Annotated in this window: 18 protein-coding genes; 11 read left to right on the forward strand and 7 right to left on the reverse strand. The window is 73.0% G+C overall.

Annotated elements, in window-relative coordinates; genetic code table 11:
• Positions 1–373: 373 nt before the first annotated feature.
• Entirely contained in the window at positions 374–1462 is a 1089-nt protein-coding gene (locus tag NAEX_RS33095) for a CehA/McbA family metallohydrolase (protein ID WP_096331473.1), read from the reverse strand.
• Positions 1463–1697: 235 nt separating this feature from the next.
• Here NAEX_RS33095 and NAEX_RS33100 point away from each other — a divergent pair, with 235 nt between their 5' ends.
• Positions 1698–2906 (forward strand): hypothetical protein, encoded by a 1209-nt coding sequence (locus NAEX_RS33100; protein WP_096331474.1) that lies wholly within the window; start codon positions 1698–1700, stop codon positions 2904–2906.
• Positions 2903–3658, forward strand: coding sequence for a ferritin-like domain-containing protein (locus tag NAEX_RS33105; protein WP_096331475.1), 756 nt, complete (start codon positions 2903–2905; stop codon positions 3656–3658). Before NAEX_RS33100 ends, NAEX_RS33105 begins: the two co-directional genes overlap by 4 nt.
• A gap of 24 nt (positions 3659–3682) precedes the next feature.
• On the opposite strand, the gene NAEX_RS33110 is transcribed toward NAEX_RS33105, so the two are convergent.
• Positions 3683–5842 (reverse strand): NHL repeat-containing protein, encoded by a 2160-nt coding sequence (locus NAEX_RS33110; RefSeq protein WP_096331476.1) that lies wholly within the window; start codon positions 5840–5842, stop codon positions 3683–3685.
• Positions 5843–6573: 731 nt separating this feature from the next.
• Between NAEX_RS33110 and NAEX_RS33115 the strand changes: the two genes are divergently transcribed.
• Positions 6574–7641, forward strand: a complete 1068-nt coding sequence (locus NAEX_RS33115; protein ID WP_096331477.1) for a glycosyltransferase family 9 protein — start codon at positions 6574–6576, stop codon at positions 7639–7641.
• A 49-nt stretch (positions 7642–7690) separates the two neighbouring features.
• Here NAEX_RS33115 and NAEX_RS33120 read toward each other — a convergent pair whose 3' ends face one another.
• A complete protein-coding gene (locus NAEX_RS33120) occupies positions 7691–8140 on the reverse strand; it encodes an SPW repeat domain-containing protein (RefSeq protein WP_143141225.1) in 450 nt (149 codons plus the stop codon).
• Positions 8141–8509: 369 nt separating this feature from the next.
• Between NAEX_RS33120 and NAEX_RS33125 the strand changes: the two genes are divergently transcribed.
• A complete protein-coding gene (locus tag NAEX_RS33125; protein WP_143141226.1) occupies positions 8510–8944 on the forward strand; it encodes a hypothetical protein in 435 nt (144 codons plus the stop codon).
• Between the two features lie 104 nt (positions 8945–9048).
• Here the strand turns inward: NAEX_RS33125 and NAEX_RS33130 are convergent, their stop codons facing one another.
• On the reverse strand, positions 9049–11124 hold the full coding sequence (locus NAEX_RS33130) for an ATP-dependent helicase (protein ID WP_096331480.1): 2076 nt from the start codon (positions 11122–11124) through the stop codon (positions 9049–9051).
• Positions 11125–11211: 87 nt separating this feature from the next.
• Between NAEX_RS33130 and NAEX_RS33135 the strand changes: the two genes are divergently transcribed.
• Entirely contained in the window at positions 11212–11964 is a 753-nt protein-coding gene (locus tag NAEX_RS33135) for a hypothetical protein (RefSeq protein WP_096331481.1), read from the forward strand.
• Between the two features lie 66 nt (positions 11965–12030).
• Here NAEX_RS33135 and NAEX_RS48660 read toward each other — a convergent pair whose 3' ends face one another.
• Positions 12031–12216 (reverse strand): ATP-binding protein, encoded by a 186-nt coding sequence (locus NAEX_RS48660; RefSeq protein WP_143141227.1) that lies wholly within the window; start codon positions 12214–12216, stop codon positions 12031–12033.
• 33 nt (positions 12217–12249) lie between these two features.
• Positions 12250–16005, reverse strand: a complete 3756-nt coding sequence (locus NAEX_RS33140) for an ATP-binding protein (RefSeq protein ID WP_096331482.1) — start codon at positions 16003–16005, stop codon at positions 12250–12252.
• 553 nt (positions 16006–16558) lie between these two features.
• Between NAEX_RS33140 and NAEX_RS33145 the strand changes: the two genes are divergently transcribed.
• Positions 16559–16906: a hypothetical protein gene (locus NAEX_RS33145; protein WP_096331483.1), complete on the forward strand. Its 348-nt coding sequence runs from the start codon at positions 16559–16561 to the stop codon at positions 16904–16906.
• Between the two features lie 262 nt (positions 16907–17168).
• Complete coding sequence (locus NAEX_RS33150; protein WP_170136197.1) at positions 17169–18926, forward strand: CHASE domain-containing protein; 1758 nt, start codon at positions 17169–17171, stop codon at positions 18924–18926.
• 53 nt (positions 18927–18979) lie between these two features.
• Here NAEX_RS33150 and NAEX_RS33155 read toward each other — a convergent pair whose 3' ends face one another.
• Positions 18980–19465, reverse strand: coding sequence for a hypothetical protein (locus tag NAEX_RS33155; RefSeq protein ID WP_096331485.1), 486 nt, complete (start codon positions 19463–19465; stop codon positions 18980–18982).
• A 468-nt stretch (positions 19466–19933) separates the two neighbouring features.
• Between NAEX_RS33155 and NAEX_RS33160 the strand changes: the two genes are divergently transcribed.
• The 4 genes from NAEX_RS33160 (at position 19934) to NAEX_RS33180 (ending at position 25246) form a co-directional block, all read left to right on the forward strand.
• Positions 19934–21157 carry a monooxygenase gene (locus NAEX_RS33160; RefSeq protein ID WP_170136198.1) on the forward strand — a complete coding sequence of 408 codons (1224 nt, stop codon included), beginning with the start codon at positions 19934–19936 and terminating at the stop codon, positions 21155–21157.
• A 713-nt stretch (positions 21158–21870) separates the two neighbouring features.
• The gene (locus NAEX_RS33165) at positions 21871–23379 is read left to right on the forward strand and encodes a cytochrome-c peroxidase (protein WP_096331487.1); all 1509 of its coding nucleotides are present in this window, start codon (positions 21871–21873) and stop codon (positions 23377–23379) included.
• 100 nt (positions 23380–23479) lie between these two features.
• Entirely contained in the window at positions 23480–23734 is a 255-nt protein-coding gene (locus tag NAEX_RS33170) for a DNA-directed RNA polymerase subunit alpha C-terminal domain-containing protein (RefSeq protein ID WP_096331488.1), read from the forward strand.
• Positions 23735–24610: 876 nt separating this feature from the next.
• A complete protein-coding gene (locus NAEX_RS33180) occupies positions 24611–25246 on the forward strand; it encodes a peptidoglycan-binding domain-containing protein (protein ID WP_096331490.1) in 636 nt (211 codons plus the stop codon).
• Positions 25247–25270: the final 24 nt, after the last annotated feature.

Below are 25270 nucleotides of genomic sequence, written 5' to 3' on the forward strand. Positions count from 1 at the left end.
GGCCATGTCGTGCCGCGGCGCCGCCGATCGCCGCTCGACCTCCGGCGAATCGTCGGGGTTCGCAGGGTCCACGTCCGCGCCCGATCGCGGGTGAACACCGGTCGTGATGAATTGCGCGGACAGTCGCGAATGATGGGACCGGCGTGAACGAGAATCGTCAGCAGAGCGCGTCAGGTGGGAAGACCTTCGTGCGGCGCCCGACCGCCGACGCAGCGACCCCCGGTCAAGCGTGAATCTTCGCGACGCGGCGGCGACGAGCCGTCGTGCGGCGCCCGACCGCCGACGCGGCGATCCCCGGTCGAGCGTGAACCTTCGCGACGCGGCGGCGACGAGCCGTCGTGCGGCGCCCGACCGCCGACGCAGCGACCCCCGGTCAGCGGAAGTACACCGGGTTCGTCAGCGCCAGCGGCCGGCGCCCGCGGTGCAGCTCGGCCCGCACGAACTCACCCGCGCGCACGCGCAGCCGCAAGCGCACCGTCGCGTCGGCGCCGGTCAGGGTGCGCGCGAACAGCTCGCCGGCCGGGCCGAGCAGGCGGACGCGAGCCCCGGCGCCCGCGAGCACCCGCAGCTGCAGATCGATCTCCGCACGGCCCGCGAGCGCGACGGTGTCGCCGGGTCGCGCGCCGCCGTCGACCGCGAGGACGACCCGCGGCGCGTCGCGGTCGTCGACCAGCAGGACGTGACCCGCGCGCATGCCGGCGAGCACGTCGGCCGCGTCGCAGGTGGTCGCGGTCACGCGATTGAGCGGCCGCCGGTGACCTCGCAGCCAGGCGCCGGGGTGGAGGTCGGTGCCGGCGACGGCGACGAGCCGCTCGCCGCGGGTCAATCGATCGTGCCACCAGCGCACGGCCTGGCGATTGCGAATCACCACACTGTCGAGGCCCCACACCTCGACGCCGTCGGCCCCGAAGGTGTCGTCGGGCCAGGTGCGGAACGGGACCCGCGGGTGGGCGATGATCACGAGGCCGCCGTGGCGGTGGGTCTCGGCGACCATGCGGCGGAAGTCGACGGCGCCGACGCGCGTGCGCCACGGCGGCGGCATGATCGCGTCGGCGGCATTTTTCAAGGAGATGCCGATCTGCAGGGCGTGGCCGCGGCGGGTGGTCCACTCCATGCCGGGGATCACGGTCAGCGGCGCGGCGGCGACGACGGGGTCGAAGGCGGCGTGCGGGCTGTTGTGATCGGTGACGACGATCGCGTCGACGCCGTCGCCGGCGAACGCCGCGATCGCGGCCCGCAGCCCGGCCGCATCGTAGGCGACGGGCTCGTTCGCGGCGGTGGGCGCGTGGCTGTAGCGATCGGAGACCAGCGTGTGGACGTGGTTGGCGACCAGGCAGTCGCGCGGCAGCGCCGGGGGGTCCGCGGCGCCGGTCAGCTCGACCACGCGATCGTGGGCGCTCGGGTAGCGGCCGGCGCAGGCCTGGCCGAGCAGCAGCGCGGAGGCGAGGGCGAGCGCGCGCATGTCGTGGCAGAAACCTATCATGCGGGCGTGCGTGCGGCCGGGGAATTTCCCCGCCTGTGGTCCGCTGCGCCGCCGGGTCGGGTTCGCCGGAGGGGCGGCCCGGCCGCCCAGGCGGGGCGCGAAGCAGGGCGAGCGGCACCCACGGACCCGCAGGCGCGTGACGATGGGCTTTGACTTGCCGGCGCGGGGCAGGGGCCCAAGAGTCCCGGCGCAGGTCTCAGCCCAGGAGTACGCAGTGAGCCTCGACATCTCCAACGAGCGCGGCACGCCGCTCGATCAGCAGAAGTTCACGTGGAAGGACATCGCCGGCGAGCCGTACAGCAAGCTCGACGACGACGCGTTCACGCGGGTGCGGCAGATCTTGATGCACGGCGTCGAGCAGGAGGCGTGCCGATTCAAGCACTTCGCGGCGCGGTTCAACCCCGACCTGCGCCTGCCGCTGGCGCGGGTCCGCCGGGTCGACCACCTCCAGGCGACGATGGTCAACTGGCTGATGCCCGGCGACCAGTCGCCGCTCGAGACGACGATCGGCTACGAGCAGGTGGCGATCGAGGTGACGGCGCACGTCGCCGCGGTCGAGCCCGACCCGTACATGGCGCAGGTGTACCGCTTCGGCCTGCTCGAGGACTTCGACCACCTGTACCGCTACGCCGCGCTGATGGACCGGCTGTGCGGCAAGGACGCCAACAACATCCTGCAGAGCTACACCGACGTCATGCCGGGCCGGCCGACGTCGGTCGAGCACCGCGCGCCGGAGGACGACCTGCGGCGCCACTACGAGAAGACGCAGGCGGCGCCGCTGACGAAGATCCACGCGGCGCTGATCACCGGCTCGGAGTGGCAGACCCGCGATTACTACCTGACGGTCGGCCCGACCTTCGCCGACCCGGTCGCGCGCCTGCTCTACGCCGAGATCGCCGCGATCGAGGAGCAGCACGTCACGCAGTACGAGGCGCTGTCCGACCCGCGCGAGACCTGGCTGGAGAAGTGGCTGGTGCAGGAGGCGACCGAGGTGTACGCCTACTGGAGCTGCTATTGTCAGGAGCAGAACCCCCGGATCAAGCAGATCTGGGAGCGCTTCCTCAGCTACGAGCTGGGCCACCTGCGGCTCGTGCGAGAGTTGATGCAGGAGGTCGAGAAGCGCGACCCGGCGGAGCTCTTGCCGGCCGAGTTCCCCGAGCCGCTGAGCTTCAGCAGCCACCGCGAATTCGTGCGCCAGACGCTGACCGAGGAGGTCCTGCTCCGCGCCCGCGGCTTCGACATCGTGCCGCCGGACCTCGAGAGCCCCGCCTCGGTCGCCTACCGCGAGCAGCTCAACGCCAGCGGCTCGCCGTCCGAGCTCGTGGCCGCCGGCTACCGCTGGAAGCCGGGCACCGAGCTCACCGACCGACGCGTCCGCGAGGCCGAATTCGTCTCGCTGGTCCAGGAGGAGGCAGCCCAATGAGCAAGAACGATCGTCCCACCGACATCGGCATCAACCGCACCGGCATCGCGCTGTCGCCCGTGGACGGCCCGCGCATGACCGAGGGCGCGAAGGCGATGCCGCCGAGCTCGGACGGCTCGGCGCGCGACGCCGCGGTGCTGCGGTTCCGCTACGCCGTCGAGGCCGGCGAGATCGGCCACATGCCGCCGCCGCTGAGCCTGCGCGGCGTCGCCGAGGCCGCGGTCCAGCTGCTCAAGGGCCACAAGGGCAACGTGCTGCTCGACAAGCTCGGCGAGCGGCTCGCGTTCGAGCGCTCCGGCGTGCGCCTGTACGACGGGCTGATCCTCAAGCTCGAGGCGTCGGGCTCGTGGGAGGGCGGGCCGACGCTCGAGGACCTGGTGTCGTTCCGCGCCGACGAGGCGCGCCACTTCGAGTGGATGGTCGAGGCGATGACGGCGCTCGGGGCCGACGCGACGGCGATGACGCCGTCGGCCGACCTCACCGCGGTCGAGAGCCTGGGGGTGCTGCAGGTCATCTCCGACCCGCGCACCGGCCTGGCGCAGGCCCTGCACGCGCAGCAGATCGCCGAGCTGGCCGACGTCGCCGGCTGGGACCTGCTGTCCACGCTCGCCGGGAGCCTCGGCCACGGCGAGCTGGCGGCGCAGTGTCGCCTGGCGCTGACGCAGGAGAACCTGCACGCGGCCTCGGTCGCGCGCTGGCTCAGGGCCCACGTCGAGACGGCGGCGCACGGCGAGCTCGCGCGGGCGAGCTGAGGCCGTGCGCCGGACGGGGCCCGCTCAGGGCTTGCTGAACTCGAGGCGGACCGACTCGGCGTTGGTGACCTCGATGAACGCGTCCTCGGCGACGTTCTGCGCGCCGGTGAGGCCGAGGATGTCGCTGTAGCGGAGCACCCGCGACTGCGCCTTCTCGGCGACGTAGAGGTGCTTGCCGTCGAAGGCGAGGTCGACCGGGTTGCCGAGGTGGGTCTGGTCGCCGGCGATCAGCGCGGTGACGGCGACGTTGCCCTCGGCCGCGTCGGCGTCGGCGATCAGGTAGATCGCGCCGTCCGAGTCCGACATCACGTCGCCGACGTCGGTCAAGAACAGGGTCTTGCTGGCCGGGTCGTACTGGATGCCGTGGAGGTTGACGCCGATGACCTCGTCGTTGTCGTTGGCCGGGGTGAAGGTGCGCGCCGGGCCGCTCGCGCCCTCGTCGGCGAGCGCGGCGTCGAACACGCGGACGGTGCCGTCGACGCCGGCGGCGAACAGCCGGTCGTTGGCGTCGTCGTAGTCGATGTCCCACACCGCGCCGCCGCCGAGCTCGGCGATGACGAACAGCGGCGGGGCGTCGCCGAAGGTCACCGGGTCGAACACCTTGATCGAGGAGTCACCGAGGTCGGCGACGAACAGGCGGTCGCCGGCCGCGTTCAGCGTCATGCCCTTGGGCGCGACGAGGCCGGTGCCGGGGCCCCAGATCCGGGTGCCGATGGCGTCGATCGCGGTGCCGTCGGCGGCGTCGACGATCGCCGGGGCCGAGAACACGCCGGCGCCGTCGGACGCCGGGGTGCCGTCGAAGCCGACGAGGCCGTCGGCGCCGGCGAGCGCGATGCTCTGGATCGAGGTGATCGAGCCGAGGCGGTCGATGGTGGCCGAGACCGCCGGCGCGCCGATGAGCGGCACCTCGACCTCGAGCACGGCGTCGAGGTCGAGCCCGGCCGGGTTGGCGGCCAGGATCAGGCGGTTGTTGGTCGCCAGCGCGACCGACTCCGGCTTGCTGACGTCGATGCTGTCGACCAGCTCGAAGTCCTCGCCGAGGAGCGACGGCCGGTAGCGCAGCAGCTTGTCGTTGGCCTTCTCGACCACCCACAGCGTGGCCTGGCCGCCGCTGGTGACCTCGAGGTCGACCGGGTTGCCGAGGTCGCCCCCCTCGATGCGCTGGGCCACCTCGACGTCGCCGTCGGCGTTGGCCGGGTCGGCGATGCGGAACAGCTGGCCGTCGGTGGTCTCCATCGGGTCGCCGACGTCGCTGAGGAACAGGTTGTCGCCGACGACGGTGATGCCGTGCAGGTTGACGCTGACCTTGGTGCCGGCCTCGACCGGGACGATGGTGCGGTCGGGGCCCGTCTGGCCCATCGCGTTCGAGAAGTCCTCGTAGACCTGGACCTCGCCGTTGGTGCCGGCCGCGTACAGCACGTCGTCGTTGGCGACGTAATGCACGTCCCACACCGCCTCGGAGCCGCCGAGGTCGGTGATCTCGAAGGTCGGGGCCACGTCGCCCTCGGCGTCGAACTCGAACACCTTGATCGAGGGGGCGCCGGTGTCGGCGACCAGGAAGGTGCCCATCGGCCCGACCTCGACGCCCTTCGGGGTCACGAGGCCGGTGGCGGGCCCGCGGATGACGCGGTCGCCGAGGCCGAGCGGGCCGTCGGCGGGGTTGTCGGCGAGGTCGGTCTTGATGATCACGCCGCCGGTCGAGTTCGGCGCGTCGTAGGTGATGATCGCGTGGCCCTGCTGGGTGACCGCGACGCTCTCGATGCTGACGACGTCGCCCATGACCGTGAGGGTCGCCGTGGCCGCGTCGAGCGCCGGCGACAGCGCGACGATGCGGTCCTGCTCGAGCAGCGGCGGGTTGGCGGTCGCCCACACCCGCACGACCTCGCTCACGGGCTCGCCCGTCGTGTCGGTGTCGGTCGTGTCGGTGTCGGTCGTGTCGGTGTCGGTCGAGGGCTCGGTGGTCGGGCCCGCGGTCGTCGGGGCCGTCGTCTCCGTGTCGGTGGCGGGGTCGGTCGTCGTCGGCGAGGAGTCGGTGGGCTCCGTCGCGGGCGTCGCATTGGTGGCGGAGGGGTCGGTCTCCGTGCCGTCGGTCGTCGTCCCCGTCGAGGTGTCCGAATCGGTCTCGGCCGGCGTCGGATTGTTACATCCCGCCAGAGCCATCACCAGCACGTTGGAGAGGACCAATGAAAACTTACGGTCAAGATGGTATTTTTGCATGGGGGAATGTGTCCAGCGGGATGTTACGATAGCCGGCAGTGCCCGGTCCGCAACAATCGCCCGCGCGCGTGCATTTATGACACCGTCACGCCGGCAAAAAACGGCCGGTTCCGACATTGTCGATACGGGGGGCTGAAGCCCCCTCGGGTCATTTGCGCTCGACCAGCGGCGCGCCCCACGGCCGGGGCGGGGACTGGCGATTACTCCGCTGTCGCCTGCGGAGTCACTCTCGTCTGCGGACCCTGCACAGAGGTGCGCGAGCGAGCGGGGTTGTGTGATTCGTGAACCCCCTCTCGATATTTTTTCAGGCTTGACAATTGTGTGACACGGCGTCTCTCACGTGACCGCGCCGGGTCGCGCGAGGTCCGCGGCGCGGGCTCCGTCGCCCGCGCCGCGGCAGCGGGCTCAGCCGTGGCGGGCGCGAATTGCCGGGCGATCCGGGCGCTCGGGGATTGACAAATGACCCGCGAGGCGCTGCCGCGATCGGGCACAGCTTATCATAGCAGGCCGGCGGCTGGCGGCCGGCCGCGCGCCGCCGCAGCGCCGGCCGCGTCGCGCGGGCGAGACGAGCGGCGCACCGCGTGGACGCGCCGCGGCGCCGGTGCTCGCTTGCCGCGGCGGTCGGCCCGGGCCACGGAGCAGTCGGTCCGACGCCGCCGCGGGCTCGCGCGGCGGTCCGGGGCCGACGGAGGCGTACCATGCTCAACCTCGCCGAGCGCGTTGCCGAGGTCCGCAAGATCGGGGCGCTGCGGGCCAACGGGATCGGCGATCTCATGTTCGCCTTGCCGGCCCTGGTCGCGCTGCGCCACGCCTATCCGCGCGCGGAGCTGGTGCTGCTCGGGCAGGCGTGGCACGCCCGCTTCTTTCGCGGCCGGCCGGGTCCGGTCGACCGCGTGATCGTGGTGCCGCCGAGCCGCGGGGTGAACGGCTCCGAGACCGCAGACGAAGACCCGGGCGAGCTGAGCGAGTTCTTCGCGGCCATGCGCGCGGAGCGGTTCGACCTGGCGCTGCAGCTCCACGGCGGCGGGCGCCACTCGAACCCGTTCGTGCGGCGCCTCGGCGCGCGGGTCACCGCCGGGCTCAAGTCGGCCGACGCCGAACCGCTCGACCGCTGGCTGCCCTATGTGTATTTCCAGCAGGAGTTCATCCGCTACCTCGAGGTGGTGGCGCTGGTCGGCGCGCCGCCGGTGGAGCTCGAGCCGCGGCTCGCGGTCACGGCGGCCGATCGCGCCGAGGCGGCCGAGGCGGTCCCGCCCGGCGACAGGCCGCTGGCGATCCTCCACCCGGGCGCCGGGGATCCGCGGCGGCGCTGGCCGCCCGAGAACTTCGCGGCGGTGGCCGACGCGCTCGGCGCCGCGGGGGCGCGCGTCGGCGTGATCGGGTCGGGGGGCGAGCGCCCGCTCGTCGACGCGATCCTCGGCCGCGTGCGCGGGGAGGTGATCGATCTGTGCGACCGCGTCAGCCTCGGCGGGCTCGCCGGGGTGCTGCAGCGGGCGCGGGTGGTGGTGTCCAACGATTCCGGTCCGCTCCACCTGGCGGCGGCCGTCGGCGCGCGCACGGTGGGCGTGTACTGGTGCTTCAACGTCTTCACGTCGTCGCCGCTCACGCGCACGCACCACCGGCTGTTCACCTCGTGGCAGACCCATTGTCCCGAGTGCGGGACGTCGTGCGTGGCCGGCCGCTGCGAGCACGCAGGCAGCCTGGTCGCGTCGGTCCCGGTGGCGGCGGTCCGCGAGGCGGCGCTCGAGCTGCTCGCCGCAGCCTGAGCGCCGCGCTCGCGCGCCGGCCCATCATGTCCGAAGGAACATCTTATGCTTATGCGGCGCGGCCGATGTCGCTGCCGCCGGCCGCGCGGGGCCGGGCGGTCGCCTCGCTGCCGGTGCGGACCTGCCGGCCGTAGATGCCGGGCTTGGCCTCGGCGGCCTTGTAGTCGGTCGTCGCCCACAGGGCGAGCAGGATGATGCCGGTGGCGACGAAGAAGTCGCGCTCCGGGCTCGCCGCCTGGAAGCCGGCGAGCCACGGCAGGGCGATCAGCGCCACCGAGCCGACCAACTCGATGCCGCCGTGGACCGGGAACGGGATGACCCGCAGGGCGCCGAGCGGATAGCGGGTCAGGAGGGACACGAGCAGCAGCGACCCACCGACCACGAATGCGGCGAGCTGGGCGGCGCCGTTCATGAAATCGAACCAGAACGGGGCGATCAGGAACAGCGCCCCGAACAAATAGTCGAGGACGCCATGTACACGCGGGGACACGAATCTCATGGGAATTCTCCGGGGTCTGGCCGCGGCCCGCGGTCGGGGCTGCGGCTGGTTCTCGGCTAGTGATGAAGACAATCGGCGGGCGGGCAAGCTCTGGCTGCACGGGGCGGTCGGAGGACGGGCTCGATCGCCGGCCTGAACCGCCCGGGCCGAGCCAGGCTCGACAGGCCCGCGGTACCACCAATCGCCGCGAGGCCGGTCGCCCGGCGCGCCCGAGGCGCGAGACGAAGCTCTTCGCGGGAGCGCGGGTCGCCGGCGCGAGGCGGCGGGGCAAGCTCGAGGTCCGCAGATCTCGCCGCTCGCGAGGCCGCGGCGAGGCCAGGGGATTTCGCCAGCAATGACGAGACCCGATGCCTGCGCTAGGTTTGTCCCGTGGGCCGCTCTCCGGGCATGCGCGTCGTGGTGTCGGAAGCTCACGGCGCCGGTGACCTCGCGTTGATCTTCGCGCTGGCCCTGGCGCCGGCGTGGTTTTCGGCCGACACGCCCAGGGTCGCCACGACCGCGTGCTACGTCGTGATGCTCGGGCTGTGGCTGCTGTCGCAGCTCACCTGCTATCCGTTCGGGTCCCTGTGCCTGGTCCGCTACAAGGTGCACGGGATCGTCGAATCGTCGCTGGCGCCGGTGCTGGTCGCCTTGCCGTGGCTCCTGGGCTTCGCCGAGTGGCCCGCGGCCCGGGTCGTGTTCGTGCTGGCCGGGGTCGCGGCGCTGCTGCTGGGGCTGACGACCTGGGGCGGGCACGACGAGCGCGAGTGCCCGCCCGAGCCGCCGATCGATCGCGGGGCGCGGCCGCCCCATCAGGGGCCGTGAGCGGCGGAGCGATCGGTCGCAGGTCGCGAGTTCGACGCGGACATTCCCTGGTGAATCGGGGTTTGGGGAATCGCCGCACTTCCGCGATTGCGCGGAGGGCCGGCTCACTCCTCTTCTTCGCGGCGCCGGCGTCGCGCCTCGGCGCGCTGGCGCAGGGCGTCGAGGAGCTCGAGGCGGGCCTCGACGGCGCGGCGGCTGCGGCCGAGGCGTTCGGCGAGCTCGTCGAGGTCCTCGCCGGCGTCGCGGGCGGCGGTCACGGCCGCGTCCTCGTTCGGCCGCCACGCGGTGGTCTTGCCCTCGCCGGCGGCGGGCTTGCGCACGCGGGGCTTGCTCGCGGGGGCGACGAGGGCGGGCCTGGCGAGCCCGAGCTCGGCGACGAAGCGGCTCGGCGCGTGCGGCGTCACCTCGAGGTACACGCATTCGCTGGCGCGCGTCAGGCCGACGTAGAAGATCCGCCGCTCCTGCTCGAGCGGGTCGCTCGGGTCGACGCCGGCCGGCGCATCGACGGTGCCGAGCGCCAGGTCCTGGCGGCCGGCGGGGCACAGGCCCTCGGTGAGGCGCGGCAGCAGGACGGCCCGCCACTCCTTGCCCTTGGCCTTGTGGATCGTCGAGACCCACACGCACTGCTCGGGCGGGCGACCGGCGCGCGGGTCGAGCTCGGCGAGCGCCTGCGCGGCCTCGGCGGGGCCGACCTTCAGGCCCCTCAGCAGGGTGTGCACGGCCTCGAAGCCGGCGACGGCCTGCTCGGCCTCGGCCTCGGAGCGCTTGCGGCCGGCGAGCTGGGCGGGGATGTCGGTCTCGGCGACCAAAAGGTCGAGGGCGCCGCCGGCGGTGCGGCACTTGCCCATGCGCGCGAGCAGGTCGGCGAGCTCGCTCATGGCCTCGATCGCGCCGCGCGGCTGGTCGGCTTCGCGGGCCGCCCTGGTGTTGCCGAGGACGACGCGCAGGCCCTTGGCGCCGAGGCGGCGGATCTGGTTGGCGAAGGCCTCTTTGCGGATGTAGCGGTCGGGGGCGAAGACGACGGCCCAGGCGTCGTCGAAGGCGACGGGGGCGTCGCTGGTGGCGAAGCGGAGGTAGGCGAGCGCGAGCTCGGGGCCGCGACCCTTGCGGACGAAGTCGAGGTCGTCGGTCTCCATGCCGATCCGGCGCGCCGCCAGCTCGGCGAGCACGCTGGTGCCCTGGAGGCGGCCGCGGTAGAGGACGGCGATGTCGTCGGCCCGGTACCCGGCGGCCAGGAGGCGCTCGATCGTGCCGGGGACGTCGTCGGTGCGCTCGAGCTTGCCGGGCTGCGCGCCGCGGCCGACGACGTCGATCGGGAAGCGCTCGTCGTTGTGGGCGATCAGCGAGCGCGCGGCGGCGGCGATCGTCGGGCCGAAGCGAAAGCTGTGCGACAGCGGATAGGTGCGCGTCGGCCGGTGGGTGAAGGTGGCGGCGAAGTCGTGGAAGAACCGCGGGTGCGCGCCCGAAAACTCGTAAATGGCCTGGTCGGCGTCGCCGACGGCCATGAGGGTGGTCTGCTCGTGCATGAGGAGCCGCAGCAGCTCGACGCGGGCGGGGTTCACGTCCTGGAACTCGTCGACCAGCAGGTGATCGATCGGCCCGAGCAGCCGCGGGTAGCGCCGCAGCACCGCGACCGCGGTGTAGACCATGTCGGGGAAGTCGACCTGCAGCGCCTGGCCGCCGCGGGTGCGCAGGTCCTCGAGCGCCTGGTAGGCCTCGACCAGCTCGGGCGCGTCCTCGCAGGCGGCCCGGTTCGGGGTGACGAGGTGGGCCTTCCAGAAGCCGACGGCGGCGGCGATGTCGTCGGGCGACTCGATCTTGCGGGCGAACCGGCGATGCACGAGCTGCGCCCACTCGCGGGTGCGGTGCGCGGCGACCTCGAGCGGGCGCGTCAGCAGGCCGCGCCGCTCGGCCCGGCCCAGGACCTCGAGGCCGAGCGCGTCGAAGGTGGTGACCTTGACGCCGGTGATGCCGGCGGCGTCGAGCCGCGCGGTGAAGGTCTCCTGGATCGCTTTGTTGAACATGACGACGCGCACGCGCTCGCCGTCGACCCGCTCGGCGAGGCGGGCGACGCGCCCGACCAGGGTGGTGGTCTTGCCGGCGCCGGGCGCGGCGTGGACCAGCGCGTGAGCGTCGAGCGGGTGCGCGAGGATCGCTTGCTGTTCGGCGGTCCAGTGCATGCGAGGGGCGCAGGCTAGCAGGCGGCGTCGCGAGAAGGTCGCATTGCTGGCGCGCAGACGTCAGGTCTTTCTGCGATCCTCGCGGCGATGACCGAGGTGCGCAGGGAGCCGCGAGCGGTGCGGGCGCTGACGACGGCGCGAGCGTGGACGGCCGAGCAGATCGGGCGCGTGCGGGCGCAAGCCGGGGGGCCCGCGACGCGGGCGGCGCTGGCGTGGGCGAGCGAGCAGGTCGGGCGGGTGGTCCGGGCGCCTGCGACGCGGGCGGCGCTGGCGTGGACGAGTCGGCAGGTCGGGCGAGTGCGGGCGCGGGCCGGCGGGCGGGGGACGCACGCGCTGGCCGCCGGCGGCGTGCGAGCGGCCGCGACGGCGCTGGAGCTGGCGACCGGGCCGATCGGCGGCGCGGTGGTCGCGGCCGGCGCCGAGGCGGCGGTGCTGGCGATCGCCACCGACGCGGTCCGGCGGACGCTGGCCGAGCGGGCGCCGCAGGCCGACCGCCGCGCGGTCCTCGCCGTCGTGATCGCCGAGCTCGCGCGCGAGGAGCTGTGCGAGGCCCACGTCGCCGACGCCTGGCGCGTGGCGTGCGGCCTCGGCGAGCCGCGGCGCGCCGGGGCGGCGCTGGCGATCGGGCTGCGGCGGGCGGCGATCGGAGCGGTCGGCTCGCGCGTGACGACGGCGGCGCTGCGGCGGGCCGGCTTGCGGCGGCTGCTCTGGATCGGCACGGCCGTGAGCGTGGCGCGGCTGCCCGGCGAGCTGCGGCGGGCCGCGGAGCTGGTGCGCCGCGCGGAGCAGCGGGCCCGCGCGTTCGCCGGGGACGGCGGGCCGGCGCCGCAGGGTGCATGATGTTCTTCGAGACATGTCCTTTCGGACATTGACCGATCGAGCGCGAGCGCGGAGCCGCGAGCGGCGTCAGTTCCTCGACAGCCGCTGCCTGCGCGCCAGCAAGATCGTGAATTTGCGCCCGAGGCCCGGCAGGTTGCTGACGTGGAGGCTGCCCCCGTGGGCTTCGACGCTCGCGTCCGTCGCCGCCGCCACCGCCGTGAGCGAACCGTCGCGATCCTCCGGATGATCGCCAGGACATGCTCGAAAGGACATGAGCGAAAGGAAATGTATGATAAGACATGTCCTTTACGCCGCGGGGGCGAGCTGGCGCAGCGCGGCGTCGAGGGTCTCCTCGGTGACCGGCTTGACGAGGTGGTAATCGAAGCCGGCCTCCTCCGAGCGGCGGCGGGCGTCGTCCTGGCCGTAGCCGGTGACGGCGATGACGAGGACGCGCCCCAGGCCCGGTTCGTGGCGGAGCCGGCGGGCGACCTCGTAGCCGTCCATGTCGGGCAGGCCGATGTCGAGCAGCACCACCTGCGGGAGGAACTCGCGGGCGACGGCCAGGGCGTCGGCGCCGGCGTGGGCGACCCGGACCGCGGCGCCGTGGGCCTCGAGCAGCAGCAGCAGCGATTCGGCGACGTCTCGATTGTCGTCGACGACGAGGATCCGCGCCGCCGGACGGGCCGGCACCGCACGAGCGGGGGGCGCCGCCGGGACGGTCGCCGGCGGGCCCGCGAGGACGGGCAGGCGGACCACGAACTCGCTGCCCTGGCCGCGGCCGGGGCTGCTGGCGCCGACGCTGCCGCCGTGCATCTCGACCAGGCGGTGGACCAGCGTGAGGCCGAGGCCGAGGCCGCCCTGGGAGCGGTCGAGGGAGCGGTCGCCCTGGGCGAACAGGTCGAACACCCGCGGCACCAGCTCGGGCGGCATGCCGATGCCGTCGTCGCGCACGCGCACGACCGCCTCGTCGCCCTCGCGCGCGGCGGTGAGCCAGATGTGCCCGTGCGGCTCGGTGTACTTGGCGGCGTTGCCGAGCAGGTTGAAGACGACCTGGGTCAGCCGCACGGGGTCGCCCTGCACCTGCAGCGGCTGCGTCGGCAGGGTCACGGCCACGGTGTGGTGGCGCTCGTCGAGCGCCGGGCGGGCCATCTCGAGCGCCTGCTCGACGATCTGCGCGAGGTCGACGACCTGCTGGCGGAGCTCGGTCTTGCCGCGGGTGATCCGCGAGACGTCGAGGAGGTCGTCGACCAGGCGGGTGAGGTGCGTGACCTGGCGGTCGATGATCGCGTAGGCGCGGGCGCGGGCCGGGCCGGCGAGGTCGTTGCCCCGCAGCGAGTCGGCCACGCTGCGCAGCGGCGCCAGCGGGTTGCGCAGCTCGTGCGACAGCATCGCCAAAAACTCGTCCTTGCTGCGGTTGGCGGCCTCGAGCGCGGCCTCGGCGTGCTTCTGCTCGGTGATGTCCATGGCGATGCCGGCGAGCAGCCAGCGACCGCCGCGCTCGGGCAGCGGGAACTTGAGCGAGAGGTACGTGCGCGGCTCGCCGTCGATGGTGACGGTCTCGACGACGCGAGCGGGCCGCCGCTGGGCCAGCACGAGCTGGTCGTTGCGGCGGAGCGCGTCGGCGAGGTCGGTGGGGAACATCTCGTGATCGGTGCGGCCGATCCAGTCGTCGCGGTGGAACCGCTCCACGAGCTCGCGGTTGACGAACAGGTAGCGCCCCTCCTCGTCCTTGATGAAGGCGACCGCGGGCGTGTTGTCCATGAAGGCCTGGAAGCGCTGCTCGCTGGCCCGCAGCGAGTCGCCGGCCTCGTGCCGCAGGCGCGCCAGCGCGAGGTGGGCGTCGACCCGCGCCAGCAGCTCGCGGGCGCTGAACGGCTTGGTCAGATAGTCGTCGGCCCCGGCCCGCATGCCCTGGACGCGGGCCTCCTCGCCGGCGCGCGCGGACACGAGGAGGACCGGCACCTCGAGCGTGCGCGGGTCGCTGCGGATCGCCTCGAGCAGGCCGAAGCCGTCGAGCCGCGGCATCATCACGTCGGCGAGGATCAGGTCGGGCGGGTCGCTGCGGGCGCGGGCGAGGGCCTCGGCGCCGTTGTCGACGGCGACCACGTCGTAGCGCGCGGCGAGCAGGCGGCGCACGTAGTCGCGCATGTCGGCGTTGTCGTCGGCGAGCAAGATCCGCGGGCGCGCGCCGGGCGGACGCGGCGGCTCGGCGCCGGCGGCCGCGAGCCGGCGGGCGCACGGCTCGGGCACCCAGCGCAGGGCGTCGCCGACGTACGGGGCGGCGCCGAAGGCCGCCGGGGCGGGCGCGGCGGGGCGCAGGCGGTCGGCCGGCAGGTGCGCGTGGCCCAGCGGGATCGTCACGGTGAACTCGCTGCCGACGCCGACGCGGCTGTCGGCGCGGACCTCTCCGCCGTGGAGCCGCACCAGCTCGCGCACCAGCGCGAGGCCGATCCCCGAGCCCTCGAGCGAGCGCCCGCCGGTGCCCTCGACCCGGTAGAAGCGCTCGAACAGCCGCGGCAGCTGCTCGGGCGGGATGCCGACGCCGCTGTCGCGCACCACCAGCTCGACGACGGCGCCGCGCCGCCGCAGCGCCACCTCGATCTCGCCGGTGAGGGTGTACTTAAAGGCGTTCGAGACCAGGTTGAGCACGATCGCCTCCCACATGCCGCGGTCGACGTAGACCGGGTCCGCGAGCGGCGGACAGTCGAGCTTCAGCGTCAGGCCGGCCTTCTCACAGGCGGAGCGGAAGTGGCTGGCCAGGTCGGCGGTGAACCGCGCGAGGTCGGTCGGTTGATACGAGACCTCGACCCGCCCGGCCTCGATGCGCGAGAACTCGAGCAGGGCGTTGACGAGCTTCGACAGGCGCAGGCAGTTGCAGTGAGCGACGGCGAGGCGCTCGCGCTGGCGCTCGGGGAGCGGGGCGTCGCCGTCGGCCAGCGCCTCCTCGAGCGGCCCGAGCATGAGCGTCAGCGGGGTGCGAAACTCGTGGCTGATGTTGGAGAAGAAGGCGGTCTTGGCCCGGTCGAGCTCGGCCAGCGCCTCGGCCCGCCGGCGCTCCTCCGCGAACGCGTGCGCGCCCGCGAGGGCGACCGTCACCGCGCCGGCGAGGAGGCCGTAGAAGTCGCTGTAGGCCTCGTTCCACGCCAGCCGCGGGCTGACCCCGAGGATCACGATCGCGGCCGGCCGGTCGTGGCCCGGCAGCATGAGCGGCAGCGCCACGGCGCGCCGCGGCGGCTCGGGGTAGGGCCCGCAGCCGGGGCCGCACGCCGCTGCGAGCTCGCCGACCTCGACCGGCTTGCCGGTGCGCACGACCTCGGCCAGCGGCCACACGCCGCCCGGCGCGGCGATCGGCGCGATGGCCGGGCTCGCGGCGGTCCCGGCCGCGATACCGCCGCTGGCGACGAGGCGGGCGACGTCGTCCTTGCCGACCATGTACGCGAGCACGAACGGGACGTCGAATTCGTACGCGCCGAGCGCGGCCGCGGCGGCGAGGAGCACGTCCTCCATCGTCTGCGCGCCGGCGGTGCGCGCGGCGAGGTCGCGGACCGCCCGCGTGCGCCGGCCGCCGAGCACCCTGTCGGTGGTCTCGATGCACGGCACGATGACGCCGCCGACCTGGCCGCGCTCGTCGAGGATCGGGCTGAACGAGAACGCAAAAAAGGTCTCCTCCATGTGGCCGTAGCGGTCGAGGAAGATCCGCTGATCGTCGAGGTAGATTGCGGTGCCGGCCAGCGCCCGGGCGAACGAATCGCCGATGTCCGGCCAGGCCGAGGCCCAGCATTCGCTGTAGTCGGCGCCCAGCGCGGCCGGGTGCTTGCTGCCGCAGAGCGGCCGGTAGCTGTCGTTGTACAGCATGACGTGCTCGGGGCCGAGGGTGATCGCCATCGGGAAATTGGTGGCGACGCACTGCTGCACGATCGTCCGCACGTTCGCCGGCCAGCCCTCGATCGGGCCGAGCGGGCTCTTCGACCAGTCGTACGCGCGGATCCGGCAGCCCATCTCGCCGCCGCCGATGAGCCAGTGGCAGACTCCGCTGCTGCGCTTGTCGGTCGTCGATCGCATGAGGCCGCTGTTTGCCGCGGGGGCGAGAGCTCGGACGTCTATACCCGCGGTCGCGCGGCGGGGCGCCCGCCCGGCCCGACCGCGCCGCGGCGGCCCGCGGGAGGGGCCTCGCGGCGGCCTCTGCCCGCCTCGCGGGGCGCCGGTGGCCCGCGAGGCGCCGGCCCGCGGCGGGGCGCGATGGGCATATGTCTTTTCGGACATGCTTTGAGGAGCAGCCATGTAAAATGGTCGAATGAACATGTTTAAAAGGACAGCACGGGCCAGGCCGGAGCGGGGCCGCCCGCGAGCTCGGCAGCGGGCACGAACTCATGGCCGCAGCGAGGCGCGGCCGCGCCTCGCCGGGTTCGGCGTGCGCCGGGTGGCCGGCTCCGGGCGATCCGCCGCAGACGGCCCGGCCGCGCGCGCTCGACCGCGCCGCGGGGTATGGCGTCCTCACCGGACAAGAACGGGCCGTGCATTCGCAGCGGGGGCCGGCACGGCGAGCGCGCGCGCCCGCCCGAGCCGCCGACCAGGAGCGGCGGACCGATCCATTCGCCTGTAGGGTGGGCACCCGATGCGCGAGATCCACCGGCGATGGTCCCTGTGTTTGTTGTTGCTGATCGGCTGCCCCGAGGGCCGCGAGGACAGCGCCACCGCCGGCGACGACGGCACGTTCCCCTGCGGCGATCACGGCGGCACCTGCGACGCGGCCACCGAGCTGTGCATCGTCGGCGGCCCGCACCGGTGCTCGACCTGCGTGCCGCTGCCGGCTGCCTGCGACGACGACGCGACGTGCGGGTGCGTGCCGGCCGGGACGGACCCGGCGTACGGCTCGTTCGCCTGCGAGGACGCGGGCTCGTGCGAGAGCGCGGAGGGCGGGCGCGTCCTGAGCTGCGCCGAGATCGCCTGGGGATGCGGGTGAGGCGAGCGAGCGGCCGTGCGAATCGCCGAGCGCCGGCAGGGCGGCGTTCCGCTCGTTCGACCGGCGACGGTCCAGCTCGCGGGTCGGCGACCGCTCATGCGCGGCTCGCATGCCCGTCCGCGGCGGCGGCGCAAACCGAAGCGAATGCGAGGGGGCGCGGCGCGAATGGCATGAGTCGCCGCGCCCGCGAGCGTGTACGGCGGCGGCGACCCGCGGGCGCGGCGCTGGCATATGCGGCGACAGGGCGCGCTACATTGCTCGTATGTCGCTTCGGCCCAGCCTGAGCGCGTGGCTGCCGTTCTCGCTGTGCCTGGTGCTGACGGCGGCGGCCGCCGTGCTCGTGAGCCACGCGGAGCGACAGGTGGAGCGGGCCCGGCTGGCGAGCGCGGTGCTGGCGGCGCGGGACCGGATCGTCGAGCGCATGGCGATCTACATCTCCGTCCTGCGCGGCTCGTCGGGCTGGCCGGCGCGCGAGCAGCCGGTGACGGTCAGCGAATTCGGGCGCTTCGTCGAGCGGCTGAAGCTCGCCGACCAGTACCCGGGCACCCAGGGGATCGGCTACACGGCGCGGTTCGGGGCGGTGGAGCTCCACGAGGCGGTCGCGCTGGCGCGGGCCAGGGGCTGGCACCACGTGCAGATCTGGCCGGAGTGGCCGCGCGACGAGGTCCACGCGATCGTGCTGCTCGAGCCGCTCGATCTGCGCAACCGCGCGGCCATGGGCTTCGACATGCGGACCGAGCGGACCCGCCGCGAGGCCATGGACCGCGCGCGCGACATCGGCGACGTCGCGCTGAGCGGCAAGGTCACCCTCGTGCAGGAGATCGACGAGCACGACCAGCAGGCCGGCTTTCTGCTGTACTCGCCGGTGTACGTCGACGGCGGGGTCCCGGCCTCGGTCGCCGAGCGGCGCGAGAAGTTGAAGGGCTACGTCTATGCGCCGCTGCGCGCCGGCGATCTGATCGAGGGCATCTTCGCCGAGGCGCTGCCGGCCGTGGCGTTCGAGCTGTACGACGGCGAGGGCGTCGACGCCGAGCGCCTCTTGTACCGCTTCGGCCGGCGGATCGCCGGCGACGACGACGACGCGATCCTGGAGATGGTCGAGATCGCGGGCCACCCGTGGACGGTCCGCTTCGCCCGCGCCGCCCACGGTCCGAACGGCTCGCCGTTGACGTCGCTGGTCACCGGGCTCGGCGCGGCGCTCAGCGCCGTCGTCCTGATCGTGACGCGGGTCCGCGAGCAGGCGCGGGCGCGGGCGCTGACCCGCGCGCGGGCGGAGGCGCAGGCGAACCAGGAGATGCTGCGCTTCACCGACCTCTTCATCGGCATCCTCGGGCACGATCTGCGCACGCCGCTGTCCGCGATCGTGCTGTGCGCCGAATTGCTGCGCCGGGCCGACGGGCAGACCGACACGACCGAGGCGTTCGAGCGCCTGCGGGCGAGCGCCCGCCGCATGTCGCGGATGATCGACCAGCTCCTCGACCTCACGCGCGTGCGCCTGGGCGGCGGCATCGCGGTGCTGGCCCGACCGGTCGCGCTCGACGCGGTGGTCCGCGACGTCGTCGACGAGCTCGTGCGCGCCGGGCCCGACGCCCGCATCGAGGTGGCCACGACCGGCGACCTCGGCGGGCGCTGGGACCCCGACCGCCTGGCCCAGGTGTTCTCGAACCTGCTCGGCAACGCGGTGCGCCACCGCGAGGGCGCGCCGGTCCGCGTGCGCCTGGACGGCAGCGCGCGCGACCGCGTCGTCGCCAGCGTCCACAACGCCGGGGTGATCGCGCCGGCCCTGCGGCCGGTGGTGTTCGAGCCGTTCCGCGGCGCCCAGGCGCGCCCTGCCGGGGGCGCCTCCGGGCTCGGCCTCGGCCTCTACATCACCCGCGCGATCGTCGAGGCGCACGGCGGCTCGGTCACGGTCGCCGCCGCCGAGGGCGCCGGGACCACCTTCACGGTGATCCTGCCGCGCACCGCTCGCGTCGCCCGGGCGAAGGTGGCGGCGGCGCCCGGTCGCGCGACGGACTCGTGAACTTCAGGACATGTCTTTGAAGCCATGTCTTTACGAGCATGCCCGAAAGAGCTTCACTCGATCGCGCACTCGCCGAGCTTCTCGTCCCACTCCTGGCACACCTGATTCGGCGGGTCGTCGGGCGAGACGTAGGCGTCGATCTCCTCGCAGGTGGCCTTGGACAGGCAGTCCTGACGGTTCAGCTCGGTGTCCGGGCAATGGGTGCCGGGGTTGTTGTGGCCGAGGAACACGATGAGCGCCTCGCAGTCGGAGATGCATTCGGCGCTGTCGAACATCGCCGGGTCGTCGGCGCACGACTTGAACTTGTCGCAGGAGGCGGTGCAGACCTCGGTGGCCTCGGGCGAGGGCTGGGGCGCGACCGTCTCGGCGTCCATGGTCGTGTCGCCGGAGGCGCCGGTGGTCGTGTCGCCGCCGGTCTCGGTGCCGGTGGCGTCCGTCGAATCGCCGGCGGTGTCGGTGGCGGTGGAATCGTCCTTCGATTCGGGGCTGCAGGCGAGGGGGGCGAGGAGCACAAGCGAAGCGAGCGAACGCAGCGTCATGACGGCGGACGATACCCGAGAGCGGGCGATCGCGGGGGCGCGAGCCGGCGCATTGCGCATTCTTTTCCCCGGGCCGCGTGTGTGATGATCGGTCTCCCGACCGCGGGTGCGACCGCGCGCCCGGGCAGGATTGCGGGCCGGCGCGGACAGGCTGAGGTTCGACGGCGCCAGGTCCTTCGCAGGGACGGCGGGCGACGTCGCGGCGAGGCGCGGGCTCGAGGTGTCTCAAGGCCCTGGGGCGTGAATCGGGGATCGCCGTCCCCAAGGCTCGCGCGGAGCTCGCGTCGATGCAGGGCGACCTTGCCGTCCGGTCGCCGGATCGGCGCGCGCGGTGGTCGGGCTCGCTCGCGGCGGCGATGCCCCCGCGTCGGGCGCGGGGGCGCCGGACGAGCCGGCCTCGGGCGCCTCGCGGGCCGCCCGGGCGCGCGTTGTCTGCGTGCGGTGGCCGCTCGTGCTTTGTCTGCGCGCATGCTGCTCCGTCTCGCGCTCCTGGGCGGGTTCGCCGCGGCCTGCAACGCGTCGGTGGATCGCGCCGAACCGACGTATCACCGCGACATCGCGCCGATCCTCGCCGACAATTGTGTGGAGTGCCACCGGCCCGGCGGGGTCGGCCCGTTCTCCTTCACCACGTACGAGGAGGTCGCGCCGCTGGCCGCGACGATCGCCGCGGTCACCGGCGAGCGGAGCATGCCGCCCTTCAACCTCGACAACAGCGGCGCCTGCAACACCTACGTCGGCGCGCGCTGGCTCGACGAGGGCGACATCGCCACCCTCGCCGCGTGGGCGCAGGCGGGCGCGCCCGCGGGCGAGCCCGCGGAGGAGGCCCCGGAGCCGCCGGCGCCGTGGCAGCTCGATCGCGTCGATCTGACGCTGGCGATGCCGGAGCCGTACACCCCGGACGAGACGGCCGACGACGTCTATCGCTGCTTCGTCCTCGACCCGCGGCTCCGCGAGGACGCGTTCGTCGTCGCGTTCGCGATCCGCCTCGGCCGCGCCGAGATGGTGCATCACCTGACGCTCTACGCGCTCGACGACGGGGAGGACGAGGCGGAGGCCGCCGCGCTCGACGAGGCCGACGCGGGCCCGGGCTACACCTGCTTCGGCGATCCGCTGGTGCCGTCGCGCTGGCTGGTGGGCGCGGGCTCGAGCGACCGCGGGGGACGGCTGCCCGCGGGCACCGGGCTGCGCATGGGCGCGGGGCGCAAGGCGGTGCTGCAGATGCACTACAACCGGATGCACGGCACGTTCCCCGACCAGACCGCGATCGACCTGCAGCTGGCGGCCAGCGTGCCGCACGAGGCGTTCATCAAGCGGGTCGAGGACGCGTACCTCGAGCTGCCGGCGGGCGAGCCGGCGGTGGTCGAGACCGACACGCGGGAGATGCACGAAAACTTCACGCTGTGGGGCGTGTGGCCGCACATGCACGAGCTCGGTCGCCAGCTGCGCGTGACCGCGAGCTCGCCGGACGGCGAGGCGTGCCTGGCCCGGGTCGACGATTATCAATTCCACTGGCAGCAGTTCGCGTTCTACGAAGAGCCCCGCCACGTCCGCGCCGGCGACACGCTGCGGATCACCTGCACCTACGACACCACCGGCCGCGACACGACGACGACCTGGGGCTACGGGACGGCCGACGAGATGTGCATCGGCTTCTTCTACGTCACCGAGGGGCTGGTCGGCGCGGGCGAGTGAAGAAGCACGATGGGCGCGGCTGACCTCGCTGGCGACCGTCGTTGCTGCGCGTGGCAATGACGCGAGGTCCTCCCGCGAGTGAAAATCCAGTCTCGTCTGCGATTTCTGCAATGTGCACGCGATCGTCGGAGCGCCGGGCTGCGCATCGGCGCGTCAAGATGATGCAACGCGACATGCGTCACGAGGGCCGTACGCGACCTTGCGAGTCGGGGGGCCCGGGAGGCACCTGCGAGCGTGAGGCGCAGGCGCGGATGAACGCGGAGGGGCGCGAGGGAAGGCGTGGCGCGGCAGGGAGCACGAGTGGCGGAAAGCGGGGAGCGAGTGCGACTCGGGAAGCGCGCTATCGATGCGGGTGAGGCGGGTGAGCACGCGTGAGGACGAGCCTCGCACTACGGAAAAGTCTCGGTGCGTGTGGGCGTGGGTGAAGGGGACAGGGGTACATTGTGGACACTGCAGAAAAAGAATGTGCGTTCACCGCTCGTGGCTTGACGGCCTCGGCGGTTCGTGCAAAATGTTCGTCCAGCGTTTTGTGGGCCGCGGGGTATTCGTGCGATGGTTCGTGGCACGGCAGGAGATCGGCGGGCCGTCGCGGCGACGAGCGCTGGGGTGAGTGCGTGGTGACGTAGCGAGAGGGCATGTCGCCGAACAACTGAACCTCGACGTACGGGCTCTGTGGAGCCAATCCCTGGTCGTTCTCCTGCTTGGAGCGTGTCATGCTGAAGCATCGTGTGGTGGCGGTTCTGTGGCTGTCGATGATCCCCATGGTCGCGTGCGACGATGACCCGGTGAGCGAGCCCGTCGGTCTGCGGTCGGAGGAGACCGCGGCCGATACCGAGGTCGACACCGAAGAAGTGGACGAGCTGAACACCTTCGGCCCGCGGCAGCACCTCATCTGGGAGGTCCGCGCGCTGATCGCGGAGAACGGCATCACCCCGCTCGAGCTGCCGCCGCCGACGTCGGACGAGCTGGTCGAGCTCGGCGAGGCGCTCTTCTACGACAAGATCCTCAGCGGCAACATGGACACGTCGTGCTCGACGTGTCATCACCCGCGGCTGGGCACGACCGACCACCTGACGATGAACCGGGGCATCCGCGGCGTCGGGATCGGTCCGAACCGCATCGGCGCGGTGGTGGGCGGGCGCACGACGCAGCCGCTGTGGAACCTCCACAAGCTCACCACCGGCCTGACGGTCGACCACAAGGTGCCGCTCGACGCAACCGGCCACGTCATCCCGCTCGGCGGGCCGTTCATCCCCTTCGATTGGCAGGACGACGCGTTCGACCCCGACATGCTGGTCGCGGCCGGGCAGGCGATGATGCCCGAGGTGACCGACCAGGAGATGCTCGGCTTCCCGAACGAGAACGACTTCACCACCGCCTGCGCGCTCGACAATCCGCCGTTCAACTTCGTGATCTGCGCGTGGGGCATGATGATGGACCGGCTCGGCGCGATCCCCGAGTACGTCGACATGTTCGAGGCGGCCTACCCGGGCGTCGCGTTCGAGGACATGCACTTCGCCTACGCCGGCAACGCGATCGCCGCCTACGAGTTCCGCGCGTTCTTCTCCAACGACACCCCGTGGGACCGCTTCGTCGGCCGCTACGACCCCGCCACCGGGGTGCTGATCCCGCCCGACGACGACGCGCTCAGCTACAGCCAGTTGGTCGGCGCCCGCCACTTCCTCGACAGCGACCGCGGCAATTGCACCTCCTGCCACTCCGGCAACGCGTTCACCGACGAGGACTTCCACAAGACCCTCGCGCCGCAGTTCGGGCCCGGCGACACGGTCCCCGGCGGCGACGGTCCGGGCGGGCTCGACGACTTCGGGCGCATGCGGATCTCCGGCGACCCGGACGACAAGTACGCGTGGCGCACCCCGCCGCTGCGCAACGTGATGTACACCGGGCCCTGGGGCCGCCAGAGCCACTACAACGACATCAAGGACTTCCTCCGCCACTACCGCGACCCGGTCGACGCGCTGCTCGACTACGACATCACCGACAGCGTCGACGAGGTGGCGATGCACTCGCAGTTCCTCGAGAACCGCGCCGCCATCATCGCCGAGGGCGTCGACCCGCTGCTCGCCACCGTCGATGTCTGGGGCTGGGGGACCATCGATTACCTCGCGGCCTTCCTCGGCTCGCTCAGCGACGACGCCGGGCCCGACTTCTCGCACCTGATCCCGCTGTCGGTGCCGAGCGGGCTGCCCGTCGACCCCTGAGCGGGCGACGAGAGCAGGCCGCGCCGCACGCGACGTGGACGGCCCCGCGGCCGCGGCTGCTTGACACCCGCCGCGGGGCCTCGGCAAAGTCGCGCGCGCGATGGACGAGCGCCTCAACGACCTGGTCGAAGACCTCGAGATCTCGGTCCGCGCCTGGAACATCCTCCACCAGGCCGGGATCGTCTACGTCGGCGAGCTGGTGCAGTGGAGCGCGGAGGACCTGCTGGATCGGCCGTCCTCCAGCAAGAAGATCGTCGACGAGCTGCGGGAGTTCGTGACCGGCATGGGCCTCGCGCTGGGCACCGAGCTGCCGGAGTGGCAGCGACCCGACGGGGCGCCGGTGGCTCGACCATGAGGTTTCGAGGGGGAGCGCGGTCCGGCTGTCCTTCGGGGCAGGTACGCGGGGGCGTCGCGGGCTGAATTTACCGACGATTGACCCAGGGCCGGGCTCGTCTTCCGCGTCCAGGGCGACGTGACGTTCGGGACGTTCCTGTTCGCGTCGAAGGACGGGCGCTTCGATCCGCTCGGCGGACCGCTCGTGCGATTCGCGGACGAGCGAATGGTGGGCATCGAGGAGGGCGCGGTCGTCACCTTCGCCCGCTACTTCGAGGACGGGCCGCGCACGAGCGAGGCGCCGTCGCTGCTCGCGTACGACCTGCGGACCGGCGAGCGCAAGTCCGCCGACCGCCGGGCGAGGGCGAGGGCGAGCGAACGACGGGGCTCGCTGGCGCGGGGTTTGAACACATGCCGGACGAATATCCAGGCGCGGGTTACGTGGTGCCGCGGGAGGATGGTACGCCGCTGGCGCTCGTGCCCGTCGGGGAAGGGGCGATCGATCGCACCGGGACGACGCTGCTGCACGAGGCTTGTTCCGCCGATCCGAGGGCGCGGCAGGTGTCGATCGTCGATCTCCGCGCGGGGACCCGGGCGATCGTCGATCGCGCGATCGGCTCGGCCGTTCGTCCACGAGGCGACGATGGGCGGCTGAGCGCGGCGCGCTCGCGGAAATGTGGGCACCACGCGGGGTGAAGGCCGATTGCGAGCAGGCGGGCGCCGAGGGACGGCCGGCCGCTCGAGATCCACGCTCGTGGCATTCGTCGATCGCCGCGGGGCGCTATCGACCGTCGCGCGTCGATATCGCGCTCGGGGAGCGCCGTGGGCGTGATGGGGCGCTCCCGTGCGCTTGACGGTGTATGCAGCGGTGTGTAGCAATTCCTGCGAGAGGAACAGGATGCCGACGCAGCACATCGTGGCCGAGGGCGAGTGCATCTCGAGCATCGCCTTCCGCCACGGCCTCGCTCCGGACACGGTATGGCGAGATCCGGAGAACGCGGAGCTGCGGCGGCAGCGCAAGAATCCCAACATTCTCGTGGCCGGCGACGTGGTGGTCGTTCCTGCCAGGCAGGAGAAGAGCGCGGCGGTCGAGACCGACCGCCGCCACATCTTCCGGCGCCGGGGCGTGCCGGAGAAGTTGCGGCTGCAGTTCCTGGTGGCCGGCTTCCCGCGCGCGGAGGAGCGATACGAGCTCACGGTCGACGGCGTGATCGTGGCCCACGACGAGTTGACCGACGCGGAGGGTCGAATCGAGCGATTCATCGCGCCCGACGCCCGCGCCGCGCGGGTGCGCTTCCTCGAGACCGGGGAAGAGTACGACTTCGCGCTCGGCCGCCTCGAGCCGGTGGATACGCCGCGCGGCGCGCTGGGGCGGCTCAAGAGCCTCGGGTTCTACGCCGGCTCGCTCGGCGACGGCGGCGGCGCGGCGTTGTCGCGGGCGCTCCAGGCGTTCCAGGCCGCTCACGGCCTCGAGATCACCGGCGCGCTCGACGACGAGACGAAGCGCGCGCTGGAAGCGAAGTACGGCGGCTGAGCGCGTCGCCGGGGGTCGGGTTCG

The sequence above is a fragment of the Nannocystis exedens genome, assembly GCF_002343915.1.
In the GTDB taxonomy this organism is placed as follows: Bacteria; Myxococcota_A; Polyangia; order Nannocystales; family Nannocystaceae; genus Nannocystis; species Nannocystis exedens.